The organism is Enterobacter cloacae complex sp. ECL72 (genome assembly GCF_019056635.1).
Classification (GTDB): Bacteria; Pseudomonadota; Gammaproteobacteria; order Enterobacterales; family Enterobacteriaceae; genus Enterobacter; species Enterobacter hormaechei_C.
Genome location: NZ_CP077659.1, coordinates 2,571,219 through 2,587,189, shown reverse-complemented (window position 1 = coordinate 2,587,189; position 15,971 = coordinate 2,571,219). Strand labels below are relative to the sequence as shown.

At 54.9% G+C, this 15,971-nt stretch carries 17 protein-coding genes and 1 riboswitch; of the genes, 9 read left to right on the top strand and 8 right to left on the bottom strand.

The window, feature by feature from the left end; all coding sequences use genetic code 11:
* Nucleotides 1-562: 562 nt before the first annotated feature.
* The 4 genes from KTH07_RS12535 (at nucleotide 563) to KTH07_RS12520 (ending at nucleotide 2,326) form a co-directional block, all read left to right on the top strand.
* Nucleotides 563-730, top strand: a complete 168-nt coding sequence (locus KTH07_RS12535) for a hypothetical protein (RefSeq protein ID WP_164712049.1) — start codon at nucleotides 563-565, stop codon at nucleotides 728-730.
* 58 nt (nucleotides 731-788) lie between these two features.
* Nucleotides 789-1,382, top strand: coding sequence for a transcriptional regulator (locus KTH07_RS23495; RefSeq protein ID WP_233465200.1), 594 nt, complete (start codon nucleotides 789-791; stop codon nucleotides 1,380-1,382).
* 127 nt (nucleotides 1,383-1,509) lie between these two features.
* Nucleotides 1,510-1,803 carry a hypothetical protein gene (locus KTH07_RS12525; protein ID WP_234834304.1) on the top strand — a complete coding sequence of 98 codons (294 nt, stop codon included), beginning with the start codon at nucleotides 1,510-1,512 and terminating at the stop codon, nucleotides 1,801-1,803.
* Nucleotides 1,804-1,867: 64 nt separating this feature from the next.
* The gene (locus KTH07_RS12520; RefSeq protein ID WP_063162046.1) at nucleotides 1,868-2,326 is read left to right on the top strand and encodes a hypothetical protein; all 459 of its coding nucleotides are present in this window, start codon (nucleotides 1,868-1,870) and stop codon (nucleotides 2,324-2,326) included.
* A 24-nt stretch (nucleotides 2,327-2,350) separates the two neighbouring features.
* On the opposite strand, the gene KTH07_RS12515 is transcribed toward KTH07_RS12520, so the two are convergent.
* Entirely contained in the window at nucleotides 2,351-2,602 is a 252-nt protein-coding gene (locus KTH07_RS12515) for a hypothetical protein (RefSeq protein WP_071603011.1), read from the bottom strand.
* Nucleotides 2,603-2,967: 365 nt separating this feature from the next.
* Nucleotides 2,968-3,064, top strand: a riboswitch (TPP riboswitch).
* Nucleotides 3,065-3,099: 35 nt separating this feature from the next.
* Here KTH07_RS12515 and thiM point away from each other — a divergent pair.
* Genes thiM through KTH07_RS12500 form a run of 3 tightly spaced genes read left to right on the top strand, consistent with a single transcriptional unit; the run spans nucleotide 3,100 to nucleotide 5,456 of the window.
* Nucleotides 3,100-3,870 (top strand): hydroxyethylthiazole kinase, encoded by a 771-nt coding sequence (gene thiM / locus KTH07_RS12510; protein ID WP_023295038.1) that lies wholly within the window; start codon nucleotides 3,100-3,102, stop codon nucleotides 3,868-3,870.
* Nucleotides 3,867-4,667 carry a bifunctional hydroxymethylpyrimidine kinase/phosphomethylpyrimidine kinase gene (gene thiD, locus KTH07_RS12505; protein WP_017383356.1) on the top strand — a complete coding sequence of 267 codons (801 nt, stop codon included), beginning with the start codon at nucleotides 3,867-3,869 and terminating at the stop codon, nucleotides 4,665-4,667. Before thiM ends, thiD begins: the two co-directional genes overlap by 4 nt.
* 42 nt (nucleotides 4,668-4,709) lie before the next feature.
* The gene (locus KTH07_RS12500; RefSeq protein ID WP_003859242.1) at nucleotides 4,710-5,456 is read left to right on the top strand and encodes a GntR family transcriptional regulator; all 747 of its coding nucleotides are present in this window, start codon (nucleotides 4,710-4,712) and stop codon (nucleotides 5,454-5,456) included.
* Here the strand turns inward: KTH07_RS12500 and KTH07_RS12495 are convergent.
* The 3 genes from KTH07_RS12495 to KTH07_RS12485 are packed head-to-tail and all read right to left on the bottom strand — an operon-like array spanning nucleotide 5,430 to nucleotide 8,658.
* Complete coding sequence (locus tag KTH07_RS12495) at nucleotides 5,430-6,383, bottom strand: PfkB family carbohydrate kinase (RefSeq protein WP_023295037.1); 954 nt, start codon at nucleotides 6,381-6,383, stop codon at nucleotides 5,430-5,432. The two genes, KTH07_RS12500 and KTH07_RS12495, sit on opposite strands and share 27 nt — an antisense overlap.
* Nucleotides 6,380-7,384, bottom strand: a complete 1,005-nt coding sequence (locus KTH07_RS12490; protein WP_217310761.1) for an ADP-ribosylglycohydrolase family protein — start codon at nucleotides 7,382-7,384, stop codon at nucleotides 6,380-6,382. Before KTH07_RS12490 ends, KTH07_RS12495 begins: the two co-directional genes overlap by 4 nt.
* Nucleotides 7,381-8,658 (bottom strand): nucleoside permease, encoded by a 1,278-nt coding sequence (locus KTH07_RS12485; protein WP_032619330.1) that lies wholly within the window; start codon nucleotides 8,656-8,658, stop codon nucleotides 7,381-7,383. Before KTH07_RS12485 ends, KTH07_RS12490 begins: the two co-directional genes overlap by 4 nt.
* Before the next feature lie 248 nt (nucleotides 8,659-8,906).
* Between KTH07_RS12485 and fbaB the strand changes: the two genes are divergently transcribed.
* Entirely contained in the window at nucleotides 8,907-9,959 is a 1,053-nt protein-coding gene (fbaB, locus tag KTH07_RS12480; RefSeq protein ID WP_015572352.1) for a class I fructose-bisphosphate aldolase, read from the top strand.
* Between the two features lie 54 nt (nucleotides 9,960-10,013).
* Here the strand turns inward: fbaB and KTH07_RS12475 are convergent, their stop codons facing one another.
* The 3 genes from KTH07_RS12475 to KTH07_RS12465 form a co-directional block, all read right to left on the bottom strand.
* On the bottom strand, nucleotides 10,014-11,321 hold the full coding sequence (locus KTH07_RS12475; RefSeq protein WP_032619331.1) for an RbtT/DalT/CsbX family MFS transporter: 1,308 nt from the start codon (nucleotides 11,319-11,321) through the stop codon (nucleotides 10,014-10,016).
* 96 nt (nucleotides 11,322-11,417) lie between these two features.
* Entirely contained in the window at nucleotides 11,418-13,025 is a 1,608-nt protein-coding gene (locus KTH07_RS12470; protein ID WP_017693069.1) for an FGGY-family carbohydrate kinase, read from the bottom strand.
* 11 nt (nucleotides 13,026-13,036) lie between these two features.
* Nucleotides 13,037-13,786: an SDR family oxidoreductase gene (locus KTH07_RS12465; protein WP_017693070.1), complete on the bottom strand. Its 750-nt coding sequence runs from the start codon at nucleotides 13,784-13,786 to the stop codon at nucleotides 13,037-13,039.
* Nucleotides 13,787-13,948: 162 nt separating this feature from the next.
* On the opposite strand from KTH07_RS12465, the gene KTH07_RS12460 reads away from it, so the two are divergent.
* Nucleotides 13,949-14,980 carry a substrate-binding domain-containing protein gene (locus KTH07_RS12460; protein WP_017383562.1) on the top strand — a complete coding sequence of 344 codons (1,032 nt, stop codon included), beginning with the start codon at nucleotides 13,949-13,951 and terminating at the stop codon, nucleotides 14,978-14,980.
* Here KTH07_RS12460 and KTH07_RS12455 read toward each other — a convergent pair.
* Nucleotides 14,977-15,924, bottom strand: coding sequence for a sugar-binding transcriptional regulator (locus tag KTH07_RS12455; protein WP_017383561.1), 948 nt, complete (start codon nucleotides 15,922-15,924; stop codon nucleotides 14,977-14,979). The two genes, KTH07_RS12460 and KTH07_RS12455, sit on opposite strands and share 4 nt — an antisense overlap.
* Between the last annotated feature and the right edge of the window lie 47 nt (nucleotides 15,925-15,971).

Here is a 15,971-nt window from a genome sequence, read left to right as displayed (position 1 = left end):
CCAGAGGTGCGCCCGTATGCCGTTATGCTTCACAGCAGCCTCATAGAGCGTTTTAAGCAGGGCAGGGAATACCTTTTAGCGCATGTGTATGCAAACCTCGCATAGCTCGATACAGCGCGTTTTATGGTAATTGGTAGAACTTGATCTCTTTTGGTGAGTATGCTATGATCTTAAATGGGTAAAAATAATTATTGACTTCTATCTTGTTTCGTGTTAGATTAGTATCAGGAGCTAAGAAAAAGATTCTTACCATCTATCTCTGAGGTGTTCAGCCTCCCAAAAATTCCAAATCGCAATGCACTTTGAGCCGTCAGGCTGCAAGGTGTTTTTATTTTATCTCAACTAAGGAGAACCGTTATTAAATACTTCGACATTGACACTACGGTGTCACAGCTTGTTAACGGTGAAGTCACCCGCTTCCAAATTAAAGCTATACGCAACACTAATCGTAAGCACGGCTATAAAGAGCGTGAAGAGTTCTTTAATGAAGTGCTACGACGCTTCGATCTAATTAGAGCAGCACAGAAAGAAACTGACAAATAAGCCAGAAGGAGAAAACCACATGAGCGACATTATAAATGCGATGAAACAACCGCGCACTTGCTTACACATTCCTGATGAAACGTTCCAGGCCTTATTTAAAGAGGCGAGAAATCAAAGAGTGACAGTTACAGAATACATCCTCAATGTTCTGAATAAAGAGGCAACCAATCTTAACAAGGGCAAGTGATCCAATTATCACCATAGTAGCGCCGTGAGCGCGATTACAATTAAGGATAAAATTTCAAATGACAACAAATGATGATCAATTTGTCAGGGTTCCTATGTGGATTCTGAAAATAAGCCACGTCAACGGGCATAAATTTACTGATGGTTCTAAAAATCTCTATTGCTATCTAAGGGGATTTGACCGCGCATTTCCTTCTTATGCAAAAATAGGTGATGTGTTTGGAATAACGCCAAGAGCCGCAGAGGAACGAGTTAAGAAACTGCTTGAAATGGGATTGATTATTAAAGATCCGCGCCCTGGGACTTCTAATCTTTATCAAGTATTAGAGATTCCACGAGAAGAATCTCCAGAACTACAGCCTACTCCCCTTGAAGTGCATGAAAGTGCTCCAGCACCTACGCCAGCCTCTGAACCAGTGAAGACCGCAGAGGAAAAGCCGGATGATGATGTGATTATTGATTCAGTGTGCGAACTGCTGTCAAAGCCTGACAGTTTACGACAGCAAAACAGGGGAGATACATTTATAAATTATGCTCGTCGTGTAATGCAAAGTAACCATAAGAAACTACCTTCCAGATTCGAAGATAAGTTAGAGATGAGATTTGAAAATCGTTATCCACACTTCTATGGACGATTCGGGATACCATTTTAACCAAGGGGAATAATGAACAAACTATACCTATTGAACGAAGCCACACATCATCAAATCGAATGTAACACTGTTTGCCAACGTCTTTATAAAGACAGGCTTTGATACTCGCTCAGTGGGGCCTGCTATCATGGATTGGTTGGGCGTTGGTAGTGGTAATGCTGGAACAGCGGCAAATCAATACAGCCTAAATGGTGATTCTCTTCGCGGTTCTGCAATGTCACTTAGCAGCGGCAATGCGCCAGTGTACACGGTGAACCCTACATTCAATCTAAATCTTGAGGCATCCGTACCGCTCACCATTGCAAGCGATAGCTCAAGATTAAGCGATTACATTGATTTCCAGGCGAGAGCTTCACAAGCCAGCTTTATGCAATCGCTCACGCTGTCAGCTTTAAGCGGTCAATCCTCTACAGGTGGATGAGTATGATACTGAATCAAGGTTATGATAAAATACTTAAGCCAAATTTCAATTAAAGGAATCGATCTTGAACTTTGATGATTTATCCTCTGATGAACTTGATCAGCATGTTATGGATCGCCTCGTATTTGAAGAAGAGGAATTATCTCCCATCTTAAAGGGGCATCTATTTATTGAGAAAGTTCTTGAAACATTAATTTCAAGAAACCTTGTTGAGCCTAAGGCATTTTTCAGGTCTACCCGTTCTTATGATTTAAAAGTAGATTTGGCCTTTGCTATGGGCTTGCTCAATAATAAATACTATTCTGCATTCAAAGCGATTAACAAAGTTAGAAATAACTATGCGCATAAGCATGATTACAAGGTTACTCTTGAAGAATTGAATGCTTTCAAATTTGATTGGGAAGAAATCCAGAATAAAGCATTTGCTGTGGCATGTGGAAAAAGTATTGGCGAGGGGGCAAGTATTGCCACAATGTTTTTATGTTGGAAAGCAATACATCTCCTCGACAAACAAGAAGGTTAAAAAAGGGGCTTGCGCCCCTTTTTATCATTTACGCCCTTTGTTGGACTGAGCCAGAACAGAGGCGGCAAGTTCTTTGGTCAATTCACTTGAGCGAGGGTTGTTGAGGGCAGCAGATGCTTTGTGTTCCATTGCACCGCTTGTTTGGTTCGAAGAACCCTTTTGAGACAGTGCTGAACCAGCAAGGCTCTTTTGGATTCCAGATGCGTTAGGGTTGTTCAAGGTTTGTGCTGCTACTGATGCGACTTTGCTTGATGTTTGCTTTGAATTATTAGCCATTCTCAACACCTATTCAGGAAGTGAATTTTTGCACATGTTGTATCTTATTTATGAATAAACACAACATGTAGTGTTAATGGTAATTCTCACCGCTTCGCTTTGCAACAATGAAAACGCAGTTTACTGGTTAAATTCACAGTTGGTAAATTGTGCGGTATTTTATGCTGCTCAAGTGACTTATTTTACGTGACTCATAGGTGATAACACTGGTTTTGTTGGTCGGTATTTGATCAATGGTTGTGAGTTTAGTGGGGTACAAACTGAGGTACAAGGTGGGGTACAGCGCGAAGAAGCGATAACCGGAAGGGCGAGCTTGCAACAGCAAGCCACTTCCCCTAAGCTGGCAAAAAGTATAGAGATTCAATCTACATGACTCGGGGTGCCCTTCCACGTGAAGGCTGAGAAATACCCGTACCACCTGATCTGGATAATGCCAGCGTAGGGAAGTCAGATGCCTACCCGGTCATCGCTTCTTCACGCACGGCAGGAGCGAAATCATGCAGCCTGACCTGCTAGACTCACACGTTTTACATCAATTCCGAACCCGTTCCCCGCTCACGCACTGTATGACCAACGATGTCGTGCAGACCTTCACCGCCAACGTTTTGCTCGCGCTGGGTGCTTCCCCGGCAATGGTGATCGAAGCCGAGGAAGCGGAACAGTTTGCCGCGCTTGCCGATGCCCTGCTCATCAACGTGGGTACACTCACCGCGCCGCGCGCCCAGTCGATGCGTCGGGCCATTGAGAGCGCGGTAGCCGCGGGTACGCCCTGGGTTCTGGATCCGGTTGCGGTTGGCGCGCTGGCGTATCGCACCCGATTTTGCCAGCAAATATTGTCCCTCAAACCTGCGGCCATTCGTGGAAACGCCTCCGAAATCCTCGCCCTTGCCGGAATGAGTGCGGGCGGGCGCGGGGTTGATTCCACCGATACGGCGGCGAGCGCGTTGACCGCTGCGCAGACGCTCGCCCGCCAGACCCACGCCGTTGTGGTCGTCACAGGAGAAGTGGATCACATCACTGATGGTCAGCGAACCCGTACGGTCGCGGGCGGCGACCCGCTGATGACCCGCGTGGTGGGAACAGGCTGTGCGCTCTCGGCGGTCGTCGCCGCCTGCTGTTCGCTGCCTGGCGACAGGCTTGATAATGCGACGGCAGCCTGCGGCTTTATGAAGCGCGCAGGGGCAGCTGCACTGACTCACAGCCGGGGCCCCGGCAGCTTTGCCCCGGCGTTTCTGGATGCGCTTTACGCGCTGGAGGAGCTGGTATGACACGCATTAATGCCCTGACTATTGCGGGAACCGATCCCAGCGGCGGAGCGGGGATCCAGGCAGACCTGAAAACCTTCTCTGCGCTCGGCGCTTACGGATGCTCGGTTATCACCGCGCTGGTGGCGCAAAACACGCGCGGTGTACAGTCGGTATATCGTATTGAGCCGGATTTTGTCGCCGCACAGCTGGATTCGGTATTCAGCGATGTACGCATCGACACCACCAAAATCGGCATGCTTGCAGAGGCGGACATTGTTGAAGCGGTCGCTGAACGTCTCAAACGTTATCAGATAAAAAACGTGGTGCTCGATACCGTGATGCTGGCCAAAAGCGGCGATCCGTTGCTCTCCGCCTCTGCCGTCGACACCCTGCGTAAAAAGCTGCTGCCGCAGGTGGCGCTGATCACGCCAAACCTCCCTGAAGCCGCCGCGCTGCTGGATGCGTCACACGCGCAAAACGAACGTGAGATGAAAGAGCAGGGCAATGCGCTGCTGGCGATGGGATGCAGCGCGGTGCTGATGAAAGGCGGTCATCTTGATGATGCAGAAAGCCCGGACTGGCTCTTCACCCGCGATGGCGCTCAACGTTTCACCGCCCCGCGGGTACAGACCAAAAACACCCACGGCACGGGATGTACGCTCTCGGCGGCGCTGGCGGCGCTGCGTCCCCGAAACGCGAACTGGGCGGATACGGTGCAGGAGGCGAAGATCTGGCTCTCGTGCGCGCTGGCAAAAGCCGATTCTCTGGAAGTGGGTCACGGTATTGGGCCGGTTCACCATTTTCATGCATGGTGGTAAGCCGTATACTGGCATAAAACCTTATGCCAGAGAAAAACAGAGATGGAACAAGCGCATACCCGGTTAATTGCTCAACTCAAGGAACGAATTGCCGCACCGGACAACACGCCGTTGTACCTGAAATTTGCCGAAACGGTTAAAAACGCGGTACGCAGCGGCGTGCTCGCGCACGGTAATATTTTGCCGGGCGAGCGCGATCTGAGCCAGCTGGCCGGTGTGTCGCGCATTACGGTGCGTAAAGCGATGCAGGCGCTGGAAGAGGCCGGCGTCGTCACCCGCGCGCGTGGATACGGTACGCAAATCAACAATATCTTTGAATATTCGCTAAAAGAGGCGCGCGGGTTTTCTCAGCAGGTGGTGCTGCGGGGCAAAACGCCCAACACGCTGTGGGTTAATAAACGCGTCGTGAAATGTCCGGAGGAGATCGCCCGCCACCTTTCCCTTGCGCCGGACAGCGATGTATTTCTGCTTAAGCGCATCCGCTACGTGGATGACGATGCGGTATCAATAGAGGAGTCCTGGGTACCGGTAGGATTAATCCCCAATCCGGACGACATCGGCGTCTCGCTTTACGATTACTTCCGCAGCCAGAATATCTTTCCGCAGCGCACCCGTTCCCGCGTCAGCGCCCGGATGCCGGACAGCGAGTTTCAGGCGCATATCAAGATGGACGATAAGATACCGGTGCTGGTGATCAAGCAAGTCGCGCTCGATCAACAGCACCGGCCAATTGAGTACAGCATCAGCTACTGCCGCAGCGACCTATACGTCTTTGTGTGCGAGGAGTAGGGCCTCGCGCGTGGGGGCGCAGTCGCCACCGCGATGGCTGACTACCCAGGCGGCTACGGCATTGCCAAGCTGCACCGCCTCTGGCAGTGACCATCCCGCGGCCAGCCCGGCAAGGGTACCTCCCGCATGGCTGTCACCCGCGCCGATGGTATCGACCACGGTAGCAGGAAACGCCGGAACGTGTCCGGAAGCGTCACCGTCGTACCAGACCGCCCCGTCTTTATCATGGCGTACGATCAGCGCAGCGCCAAACCTCTGCTGCCACCGTGTGCCGAGCTCTTCCACGTTTACGCCAAGCCATTCGGCGGCAAGTTCCGCCTCCTGACGATTGAGCGAGACGATTGGTTTGCAGGCCATGATCCGCGCCATCAGCGGGTCGGGAATATCCGCGATGCGCGGACCGAAATCGATAAAGAGCGTCGCATCCTGAAGACTTTCCAGCCAGGCCGTCAGCAGCTCACCGCTGGGGGACGCCAGCTGGTAGCCGGACAAAGAGATCAGGCTCCCTGCCGGCACGCTTAACCCGTCCAGCCAGCGCTGCTGCCACTGGTTCTCCACGCCGCTAAACGACATAAAGGTCCGTTCACCGTCAGGCTCCACCAGCGCCAGGCACCAGCCGTTATCGCCCGTTTCCGCTTCCACGGCGCTGTGCAGATCCTGCTTCGCCATGGCGTTACGGATAATATCGGCCCACACGCCGTGGCCGACGGGAAGGGCGTTTTGCGCAGCAATGCCGAGCCGCTTCAGGGCGATGGCGATATTCAGCGCGCAGCCGCCAATATTCACTCCCTGTTGCTTCAGCTCGATATCACACCCGCGCCAGGGCAGGGCGTAGGCGTCGGCAATCACGTCGATGACCGCCGCGCCGAGTACCGTTACGGGGCGCGTGGCGTGAAGGGTTTCGAGACGGCGGGCAAAAGCACTCATACGCCCTCCCTTTGCTCCCGGAAGTGCAGCAGTTTTTCGCAGTAGTGGCCGAAATCGAGCCGGTTTACGGCATCAAGTTCGTTTTTGAGTGCCGGATCAATGGCCTGTACACCGTGCAGCGCGCCGCAGATGGCCGTTGCCATCGCGCCGATAGTGTCAGTATCACCGCCCAGGTTGGCGCATAACACCGCGCAGCGGTTCGGATCGGTACCCGCGAGTTCGACCATCGCAATCGCCGCCGGAACGGACTCAAGGGTGCTCGTGCCCGCGCCAATAAGCTGATAGATCTGCTCGCTGGCGGACTCGGTACCGTTGGCTTCGCGCACGGTTTTCAGGGCCAGCTCAATACGAGCGGAAAGCGATGCGCTGAAGGTGGTCGTGTTCGCCTCCTGCGCCGCACGGGCAATACCCGGCAGGGCATCGGCGATGTGATGCCAGCGCTCGCCGTCGATAGCGCGTGAAACCGCCAAGGCGATCACCACCGCACCGGCGATGGCGAGATCCGATTTATGGGTCGGGCTGGAGGCTAACGCAACCTGTTCCACAAAGTGCGCCAGACGCGTGGCTGGCAGGAGGCATCCCAGCGGGGAGGCGCGCATCGCCGCCCCGTTGGTAACGCCGTTGTTTTCCAGCTGGCTCACCGGCTTGCCGTCACGGATGGCGTTCAGGGCAATTTTGGAGGTCGGGCCGAGCACATTCTTATTGAACGCGTCAAAATCCAGCGCCCAGTCCAGAATATGCTTACCGATAACGTCAGGGTTAATTTCCCCGTCGCATTCGATAATCGCGTCGGCCAGGCACAGCGCCATCGACGTATCATCCGTAAATTCGGCCTGCTTAAAGTAACAGGCGGCATTATTCTCAGCCGGGCCGGGTAAGAAACGGTCGATCCAGCCGAAGTGCGCTTTCACCCGCTTGCGCGGCCACAGCTCCGACGGCATCCCCATCGCATCCCCTAACGCCTGCCCGTAAAGAGCACCGAGAATACGGTCTTGTTTCATTTAACTTCCCCTCGTGTCAGCGCGGTATCGCCATCAACCACCTCAATTGCGGTGATCTCTTTATCCGATTCGCGGAAAAACAGCATAAACAGCACGGCAATCACCACAATCATGATTGCACCAAACGTCCACATTCCGGCCCAGTTGAAGGTCAGCCCATTCACCGGCTCTTTATATGCGAACATTTTTTCCATCATCACGCCGCCGAGACGGTAACCCAGCAGGCTACCAAAGCCCTGACAGCACAGCGTGATCAAGCCCTGCGCCGCGTTGCGCATGTGCACGGGCGCTTTTTTATCCACGTAGATGTACGCGGTGACGTAATAGAAGTCATAGCTTACGCCGTGCAGCAGAATGCCGAGGAACAGCAGGGCGTAGGTGAAGTATTGCTCGGCGCCGCCGTAAACAAAGAAACCGTAGCGAATGGCGGCGGTGATCAGGCCCAGCAGCAAGACCTTATTAATACCAAAGCGTTTGGTAAAGAATGGCAGAGCGAGCATGAAGAAGATTTCAGAGAACTGGCCGAGGGTCATCCAGCCGGTGGCGTTTTTCATCCCCACTTCGGTGAGATAGCCGTTGGCAAAGATATAGTAGAAGGCCAGCGGCATGGCGAACAGGAACGAGCAGAAGAAGAACACCAGGAAGTTTTTATCGCGCAGCAGGATCAGCGCATCCAGCCCCAGCATCACTTTGAAATCCAGCTTGCCGGTACTCTTCGGCGGGGTATTCGGCAGGAACAGCGCGAAGACGCCAAGCAGAAGGGAGCTGGCAGCGGTCATCAGCAGCGGGATATTGGTGTCAGAGATGTCGCTATAGCCCATCATCTGCGGCAGGAAGCCGCACGCCAGGCCGGAGGCAATCCAGCCGATGGTGCCCATCACGCGGATGCGCGGGAAATCAGCCTCCACGTCATCGACGTTCGCGAAGGCGATGCTGTTGGTCAGCGCGATGGTCGGCATATAGGTCAGGGAGTAGGCCAGCAGCAGCGGGAAGAAGGTGCTGAACTGGGTTTGCTGTGCTGCGAAATACATCAGAATCGCGCCAGCGAACATCAGCACGGCCAGCACTTTCTGGGCGGCGAAGAAACGGTCCGTCAGCGAGCCGACCAGGATGGGAGAGAGGATCGCGGCAATCGCGGTACAGGCGTACGACCAGCCAATTTCCCCGGCGGTAAACCCGCTCTTACTCAGCCACAGCCACAGCGGCACAAACCATGCGCCCCAGATAAACCATTCAACGAACATCATGAATGACAGTTGGACTTTCGTTTTCATTTTTTAATCCTGCATGTCAGAGGTACGCATGTAACATACCATGTGATAATACCTTTTAAATACCTTTAAGGCGATTGTTTGATCAGTGTAACAAAAATGTTGTACACGAAACGAGCCAGCAGATTGTGCTTAAAAAAGTTGCAAATGGTGGAAAATAGGTTAAGTCGGTACCAGGCTTAGTCTGCCTGCAAAAACGTGGGCTTGGATCACACGCTCCGACATCATGTCGGACTTACGGGAGCATCACTATGACTGATATTGCGCAACTGCTTGGCAAAGACGCCGACAGCCTTTTACAGCATCGTTGTATGACCATTCCAGCCGATCAGCTTTATCTGCCTGGCCATGATTACGTAGACCGCGTCATGGTCGACAACAACCGTCCGCCTGCCGTACTGCGAAACATGCAGACGCTTTACAATACCGGTCGTCTGGGCGGGACCGGGTATCTCTCCATTCTGCCCGTTGACCAGGGCGTAGAGCACTCGGCGGGAGCGTCGTTTGCTGCTAACCCGCTCTACTTTGACCCGAAAAACATTGTCGAGCTGGCGATTGAAGCGGGCTGTAACTGTGTGGCATCGACCTATGGCGTGCTGGCCTCCGTTTCCCGCCGCTATGCTCACCGCATTCCGTTCCTCGTCAAGCTGAATCACAACGAAACCCTGAGCTACCCAACCGAATACGACCAGACACTGTACGCCAGCGTCGAACAGGCGTTCAACATGGGTGCGGTAGCGGTCGGGGCGACTATCTATTTTGGCTCTGAGCAGTCGCGTCGGCAGATAGAAGAGATCTCTGCCGCGTTTGAGCGCGCGCACGAGCTGGGGATGGTGACCGTATTGTGGGCCTATCTGCGTAACAACGCGTTTAAGAAAGACGGCGTGGATTACCACGTATCAGCGGATCTGACCGGTCAGGCAAATCACCTGGCGGCAACCATCGGCGCGGACATCGTGAAACAGAAAATGGCCGAGAATAACGGCGGGTATAAAGCGGTGAACTTTGGCTATACCGACGACCGCGTCTACAGCAAGCTGACCAGCGACAACCCTATCGATCTGGTGCGCTACCAGCTGGCTAACTGCTACATGGGCCGCGCCGGGCTGATTAACTCCGGCGGTGCAGCAGGCGGTGAAACCGATCTGACCGACGCGGTGCGCACGGCGGTGATTAACAAACGCGCCGGCGGAATGGGGCTGATCCTGGGCCGCAAAGCGTTTAAAAAATCCATGGCCGACGGCGTGAAGCTGATTAATGCGGTTCAGGATGTCTATCTGGACAATAAAGTGACGATTGCCTAATCGCACGCATCTTCCTGCCGGGATAAGCGTGACCCGGCAGGAAAGTTCTCTCGCTTACTCCTTCAGCGTTTCAGGATGAGGAGTATTCAGCAGACCCGCCATCCCTCTCTTGCTGCTATTTGCTTTTTCTAAGCCCGGCTGCGTGACGCGGATAAAGGCACACAGAACAAAAGCCAGCAGATAAAGCACCGTATAGGCGATGACCACGCCGAGCGTGCTGAACCAGGGCAGCAGCACCACGGCAATCGCCGGCGCAAGGAAGTTAGACAGACCGGCTGACAGGTTATACACCGAAATCGCCGCCCCCTTGTGCCGCGGCTCCAGCGCCGGGAACACCGCCGCCATCGGTACGAAGGCCGCCACAAAAATCCCCAGCGCGATGGCCGGGACCAGCGCCATGGCAAAGTTATGCCCGAAGTGCTGCGGAATGTAGTAAAACGCCAGGCTCGAGAGCGCCATCCCGATGCAGCCAAACCAGCGCACCACCCGCATCCAGCCCATTTTTTCCGCCACCACGCCCCAGAAGACGTTCGAGAAGATGGTGGTGAAGAAGAATACCGCCCAGACCTGAAGCCACTCGGAGGTGGTGAAGCCCAGTTCGTCAACAAACATCATCGGCATGATGACGGCAAACCCGAACAGGGAGAGGGTGTTGATGATACGCACCATGCTGGAGAGCAGAATACTGCGGTTGGTGTAGAGCAGCGTCGCCGCACGGCCCAGCTCGGCGAATTTTTCCCGGGTGGAGAGATTATGCATGTGCGTTGGGGTTTTGACGCTGCGCAGGGATACCATGGCGATGACTCCCCCCGCCAGACAAAACGCCAGTGCCAGCCACAGGGTGCCCATCTCCCCGATGTGCGGAATGGTAAAGCTCGGAATATAACTGCCCGCCACGCCAATACCTACGGAATAAACCGCCCAGTACCAGCCCAGCGCCGAGCTGGATTTATCGCTACGCACATTATGAATAATGACCACGATGAAGGCGTACAAAAATAACGGGTAGGCCAGACCGCGGATCCCATAGAACAGCAGAATTAATGCGTAATTTGCCTGACTCAGACCAAAAACGAGAAACAGGACGTGGAAAACGCACCACAGGACGAAGCCAATCAGCATGGTTTTTTGCGGGGTGATGATTTCAGCCACCACGCCGGAGATCCACGCGGAGAGCGCCGCCGCGAGACCGTAAAGCGTGAAGGCGAAAGAGGCTTCAGCAGGCGTGAAGCCCAGTGATTTAATATAGTGCGACAGGAATGCCAGCTCGAAACCGTCACCCGTCATAAAGACCGCGATCGCCAGATATCCCCATAGCAGGTTCAGCGGCAATCCCAGCCACTGTTTATTTATTTCGGACATATTGACCTCGTTTGTAGCGTACAGGTAAGCCCACACCGGAAATATTCCGGCGTGAGTTTTCTTATTGTCTTTTTCTCTAAATATACTGACGTGTATTTATTCTCTGATTACTGTCGCAGTTTGTTGTAACTGCTTATAAGCCTCGTATCGACGCAGATGAAGGGACTGAAAGTTCGCTTGCGGATAGAAATATTTATCCACGTGGGTAAATTGTTTCATGGCATCGGTCACTGAAGGCGCTATATTTCCCGCCACCGCCCCGAGAATGGCCGAACCCAGTAATACCGGTTCGCTGCATTGGGTCGCTAACACCGGCAGCCCGCAGGTATCTGCCAGCAGCTGGCGAACGAAAGGGTGCTGGCCCGCGCCGCCGCTGATAACGATATTTTCGGTCTGTACGCCGCATTCACGCTGGGCGTCAATGATTTGTCGCAAACCGTAACCGATACCACACAGACCGGCCACATACAGTGCCATCAGGTTATTGATATCGTTCTCCATGCCCAGCCCGCAGATCGTGGCCCGCGCATGGGGATCGGCAAAGGGCGCGCGGTTACCCAGAAATTCGGGTACCACGTGCAGTCCTGCTGCCAGGTTCACCGCCTCTGAGGCGGTGGCGAAGGTCTGTAAAAGCCTGTCCGCCAGGTAAACCGGCAGCGGCAGGTCTGACTCCTGTGCCAGCTGGCGCGCTTGCGGTGCGGCAGGATGGAAACTTAATAACCGATCGATAGCGGCACCCGCGGCGCTTTGTCCGCCCTCAATCAGCCACAGTCCAGGTACCATCGCGCTAAAATAAGGCCCCCAAACGCCGGGCACAAAAACGGCGCTCTCGGCGCTGGTCATGGTGCACGATGAGGTGCCAAAGACATACGCAAGATTGTTCAGCGCGCCGCCGCCAACGCCCAACGTCCCGATGCCGCCAGCGTGGGCATCAATTAACCCTACCGCCACCGGCGTGCCTGGCAGCAAGCCCATCTCACGCGCGGCCTGCTCCGTTAAGCCCTCGCCGCAAGGGGTGCCGGGGGCGGCAATATGCTGCCCTATGCGGACAAAATCTTCTCCGGCCAGCTCGTCCAGGCCAACGGTGCGGAAATAGTCCGGGTCCCAGCGATTCTCATGGGCCAGCCACGTCCATTTACAGGTTACGGTACAGATGGAACGGGTGACATCGCCGGTCGCGCGCCAGGTCAGGAAATCGGCCAAATCGAAAAATTGCCAGGCGCGATCGTAGACCTCTCGGTGGTTTTCTTTCAGCCACAGCAGCTTGGGCGTCTCCATTTCGGGCGATATTTTCCCGCCAACGTAGTCCAGCACCGGATGATGGGTGGCGTTGATGCGCTCCGCCTGGTCTGTCGCACGGTGATCCATCCAGACGATGATATTGTTTTCCGCTTCACCGTCAGGGCTGACCGCCAGCGGTTCGCCATTGTTGTCCAACACCACCAGCGAGCAGGTGGCGTCAAACCCGATGCCGGCAACGCTCTGCGGAGTCGTCCCGGAGCGCGCCAGCGCCTCGCGGATGCAGCGGCAAACGGCCTGCCAGATCTCGGCGCTGGACTGCTCCACGCGGCTTCCGCTGCGGTGCACGGTGGCAATTTTCTGCGTCGCGTGGGAAAGCAGCCTGCCGCTGAGATCGAAAATGCCCGCGCGAACGCTGCCGGAGCCGACGTCTACGCCGATAACGGTTTCTGGTGTACTCTTCATCCTTACGGCCCTTAAAGATCGACGCTGTTAGGCAGAATCACCAGATCCCGGACGGTAACGTTCTTCGAACGGGTCACCATGAACAACACCGATTCTGCGACTTCAATCGGCTGCATCAGGCTGCCGTTTGCCAGCGCTTCATCCATTTTGGCCTGCGGCCAGTCGTCGAGCAGAGCCGTCACTACCGGCCCAGGCAGAACGGCTCCGACGCGTACGCCATGTTCCGCGACCTGACGACGGGTGGTATGCACGAACGCCTGAACGGCAAATTTGGACGCGGTGTAGATCGGCTCCCAGATAACCGGCACCACGCCCGCAATGGAGCTGGTGAAGATAATATCGCCTGACTTCTGCGCAATCATATGCGGCAGTACGGCGCGAACGCAGCGGAAGGCGGCGTTGATATTCAGGTTCAGTACGCGATCCCAGACGTCCGGGTCGCCTTCAGCAACCGGCCCGCCGATGTAGGCGCCTGCATTGGCGTGAAAAATATCCAGGCCGCCGGCGAGGCCGACAATGTCGCTCAGCATCGCGTCGACTTGCTCGGGTTTGAACAGATCGATTTGCAGGGCAAACGCGTTCTCGCCCAGCTCGGCGACAAGGCGCTGAAGCTTTTCGCCTTCCCGGTCGATTAATACCACCTTAGCGCCAGCGCCGAGCAGCGTTTTTGCACACTCCAGGCCAATACCTGAGGCGGCGCCAGTGATAGCAGCGACTTTGCCCTGAAGGGAACTATTCATGGAGGGGACAGAGTGATTCATTTTATAATCCTTTATGCAGAGATGATTTTTAGGGTGTGTCTGCTTTCGCGTGAAGAACGGGGGTTCTGACTGACGCGTGAAGCAAACTGCTCAATCGATGAAGCAGATCTAGCACTTGCTTATTTCTCCAGCAAGAGACATTCAAAATGAAGAGGCGATTTTGTGACGCGCGTTGAGAAAACGAAGAAAACGACCATTTACGATCTGGCGGAACTCACCGGCGTTTCTGCCAGCGCGGTGAGTGCTATTTTGAATGGCAACTGGAAGAAACGCCGCATCAGCGCCAGCCTGGCAGAGAAGGTAACCCGCATTGCACAAGAGCAGGGCTACGCGGTTAACCGTCAGGCAAGCCTGCTGCGCAGCAAGAAATCGAACGTTATCGGCATGATTGTGCCGAAATATGACAACCGCTATTTCGGCTCTATAGCGGAAAAATTCGAAGAGATGGCGCGTGCCAGAGGGCTGTTGCCGATTATTACCTGCACACGCCGACAGCCGGAACTCGAGCTGGATGCCGCCCGTGCCATGCTCTCCTGGCAGGTTGACTGGGTCATTGCCACGGGGGCGACACACCCGGACAAAATTGCTGAACTCTGTCATCAGGCGGGCGTACCTACGCTAAATCTTGATCTGCCGGGTACCCTGGCGCCCTCTATCATTTCGGATAACTACGGCGGCGCGAAGATGCTGACAGAGCGGATCCTCGCCAGCAGCTTTAAACGGTTTGGTTCGCTGGCTCCGCTGACCTTCGTTGGCGGACGCCGGAGTGATAACAACACCGCAGAGCGCCTGCGCGGGTTCCTTGATGCCCATCAGGCCCATGGGCTGACCGTTCCGGAACAGCAGCTGCTGGTCACCGGGTACTCGTCATCGCGCGTGGAGGAGCAGCTCAGAGCCACCTTCCCGTCGCCATCGACGGCGCTAAAGGGGCTGTTTGTCAATTCGACCATTTCGCTGGAGGGGGTGGTACGTTGGCTGGCCCAATACGGGCAGACCGGCCAAAATCAGCCGCCGATGGGTTGTTTTGACTGGGACCCATTTGTCTCTCTGCTGGGACATGATATCGACATGGTGCGCCAGGACGTCCCGGCGATGCTGGAGAAGGTATTTGAAATTCTCGATTCCGGTGATACCTCGGTCAGGCGTATTGAGATCCCACCGGAACTGATTGGCAGCCAGAGCGTCACGGCCTAGCCCTGACGCGTCAGCAGCCAGCGCGCGGTCTGTTCATCCGTCACCAGACCGTTTACCCAGCCGCCTTTGAGGGCGGCAAGGATCGCCGGGCGTTTATCCTCGCCGCAGGCGGCCGCAATACGTGGACACTGGCTCTGGCGAATATCGTAGCTGGTAATAAAGCGATTAATCTGGCTGTCGATGACCTTGCCGTCGGCATCGATAAAGCGTCCGAGTATTTCGCCAACGCCACCGCGCTGGGTCAACTCTTCCAGCTGTGCCTCATCGATAAACCCGTCTTTGAAGATAGGGCTCTGCCTGCCCAGCGCCCCGATGCCGACAAAAATCACATCGGCTGCATCCGCCACGGCGCAGACGTTACGGAACAGGCGGTTTGAGCACCACATCTCATGCTCCTCGCTGGACTGAGCATAGCGCGGCGCCGGCCACTGGTAATATTTTCCCTGAATTTTACGCGCCAGCAGCAACGGCACATCATCGTAATAGTTACATTGCCCGTGCTCGTTCATGGCGCTGATCAGGGCGACACAGCGGGTGTTGTGGCTGTCAAAATCGATACGCTTGATGGTTTTTTTTAGCGTCAGTCCGGAGCCAATTCCGACAACCGTGGGTTTATCACCTTGCAGGTAGCGGGCCATCAGCTGATAACAGCCAAACGTCACGCTATCCAGCGCGCTTTCATTGCGGTAGACGGGCACAATGTTGCAGTGGGTCAGGTGATATTTTTCCGCGAGAAGTTGCGCATAATCGAGGCAGTTAGCGACAGGGTGATGAAGCCCAATCGAGACAATGCCTTCCTCTTTCGCGGCGGCAATCAGCCGCTGCACCACCGGTCTTGATGTGCCGAGCTGGCTGGCAATTTCGCTTTGATTAAGCCCGGCGATGTAATACATCCATGCCGCCCGCACTTTTTGATCGAGCCTGATGTCATCTTCTTTGCTCACGTTTCCCTGCCTCAAGAGTGGGGTTGAGGGCGGTCAACACCCACAAC

What these genes read in the sequence shown, in the direction of transcription:
- KTH07_RS12535 (WP_164712049.1), top strand. Translation starts at nt 563, where the DNA reads ATGAGCGACATTATAAATGCGATGAAACAACCGCGCACTTGCTTACAC.
- KTH07_RS23495 (WP_233465200.1), top strand. Translation starts at nt 789, where the DNA reads ATGACAACAAATGATGATCAATTTGTCAGGGTTCCTATGTGGATTCTG.
- KTH07_RS12525 (WP_234834304.1), top strand. Translation starts at nt 1,510, where the DNA reads ATGGATTGGTTGGGCGTTGGTAGTGGTAATGCTGGAACAGCGGCAAAT.
- KTH07_RS12515 (WP_071603011.1), bottom strand. Translation starts at nt 2,602, where the DNA reads ATGGCTAATAATTCAAAGCAAACATCAAGCAAAGTCGCATCAGTAGCA.
- thiM (WP_023295038.1), top strand. Translation starts at nt 3,100, where the DNA reads ATGCAGCCTGACCTGCTAGACTCACACGTTTTACATCAATTCCGAACC.
- thiD (WP_017383356.1), top strand. Translation starts at nt 3,867, where the DNA reads ATGACACGCATTAATGCCCTGACTATTGCGGGAACCGATCCCAGCGGC.
- KTH07_RS12500 (WP_003859242.1), top strand. Translation starts at nt 4,710, where the DNA reads ATGGAACAAGCGCATACCCGGTTAATTGCTCAACTCAAGGAACGAATT.
- KTH07_RS12495 (WP_023295037.1), bottom strand. Translation starts at nt 6,383, where the DNA reads ATGAGTGCTTTTGCCCGCCGTCTCGAAACCCTTCACGCCACGCGCCCC.
- KTH07_RS12490 (WP_217310761.1), bottom strand. Translation starts at nt 7,384, where the DNA reads ATGAAACAAGACCGTATTCTCGGTGCTCTTTACGGGCAGGCGTTAGGG.
- KTH07_RS12485 (WP_032619330.1), bottom strand. Translation starts at nt 8,658, where the DNA reads ATGAAAACGAAAGTCCAACTGTCATTCATGATGTTCGTTGAATGGTTT.
- fbaB (WP_015572352.1), top strand. Translation starts at nt 8,907, where the DNA reads ATGACTGATATTGCGCAACTGCTTGGCAAAGACGCCGACAGCCTTTTA.
- KTH07_RS12475 (WP_032619331.1), bottom strand. Translation starts at nt 11,321, where the DNA reads ATGTCCGAAATAAATAAACAGTGGCTGGGATTGCCGCTGAACCTGCTA.
- KTH07_RS12470 (WP_017693069.1), bottom strand. Translation starts at nt 13,025, where the DNA reads ATGAAGAGTACACCAGAAACCGTTATCGGCGTAGACGTCGGCTCCGGC.
- KTH07_RS12465 (WP_017693070.1), bottom strand. Translation starts at nt 13,786, where the DNA reads ATGAATCACTCTGTCCCCTCCATGAATAGTTCCCTTCAGGGCAAAGTC.